Below are 1,302 nucleotides of genomic sequence, written 5' to 3'. Positions count from 1 at the left end.
TCAAACGGGTCCCGTTCACAGGCTCCCGGCGACCTTCACGTGCTCGTGCCTGTCACGGATCTCCCGCATCGCGTCCGGGCCGAGCCGCGTGAACACGGCCCACGAGAGGTTGGGCCTGGGTGCCGTCAAATGTTCGATGCAAATCATCAGCCGTGCATGATTAGCGGGACTATGGTCACTTCGTGAGGCGCCGAACCGTCCTGACGCTACCCCTGCTGCTGGGGGCAGGTCCTCTGCTGACACAGGTGCCCCGTGCCGCGGCGGAGCAAAGCCGGTGGACGCCTGACCGAGCCAATCGCTGGTATCAAGCGCAAGCCTGGCCCGTCGGGGCCAACTACATCACCTCAAACGCCATCAACCAGCTCGAGATGTTTCAGGCGGACACCTTCGACCCGCGGCGCATCGATCGCGAGCTTGGATGGGCCCGGTTGCACGGGCTTAACGTGGTGCGGGTTTTTCTGCACGATCTGCTCTGGGCGCAGGATTCGCGAGGCTTCCAAATGCGTCTCGCGCAGTTTGTCGCCATCGCGGCGCATCACCGGATCAAACCACTCTTTGTCCTCTTTGACTCTTGTTGGGATCCGTTCCCCAAACCGGGTCGGCAGCGCGCGCCGAGGCCTGGGGTCCATAACTCCGGTTGGGTGCAGAGCCCAGGTGCTGAGCATCTTGATGACCTCGATTACCGCCGCACTCTGCGCAACTATGTCACGGGAGTGTTAAACCAATTCCGCACTGATGATCGCGTTTTTGGTTGGGACCTGTGGAATGAGCCCGATAATCCAGCGCGTGTGTATAGCAACGTCGAGCGGAAAGACAAGCAGGAGCGCGTCGCCGACCTGCTCTCCCTGGTGTTCGGGTGGGCACGTTCGGTTGATCCATCGCAGCCGCTAACGAGTGGCGTGTGGGACGGCGAGTGGGGAGATCCTCAGCGCCGCAGCACAATCTGCAACATTCAATTGGACAACTCCGACGTCGTAACATTCCATTCCTACGACGAACCAGCCGCTTTTGAGGCTCGCATCTCCGAACTTTCTCCACTGGGCCGGCCGATACTTTGCACCGAGTACCTGGCTCGGACGCTCGGCAGCACCGTTGACGGAGTCTTGCCAATTGCGAAGCGCCACAACATAGGTGCCTTTAATTGGGGTTTGGTCGCCGGGAAGTCTCAGACCTACCTGCCTTGGGACTCATGGGATCATCCCTACACGACGGTTCCGGAGCCCTGGTTTCACGACCTGGTCAAACCCGATGGACGGCCCTACCAGGACACCGAAATTCAAACCATTAGCACGCTGCGCAAGC

Annotated in this window: 1 protein-coding gene; it reads left to right on the top strand. The window is 60.4% G+C overall.

Going from position 1 to position 1,302, the window contains the following annotated elements:
• Positions 1-182: 182 nt before the first annotated feature.
• The coding region (locus tag AC5Y21_RS25960; RefSeq protein ID WP_499917011.1) for a glycoside hydrolase 5 family protein at positions 183-1,302 on the top strand (1,120 nt) is incomplete at its 3' end.

This window comes from Mycobacterium sp. NGS41, from assembly GCF_059812725.1.
This window is presented reverse-complemented; position numbering and strand designations above follow the sequence as displayed.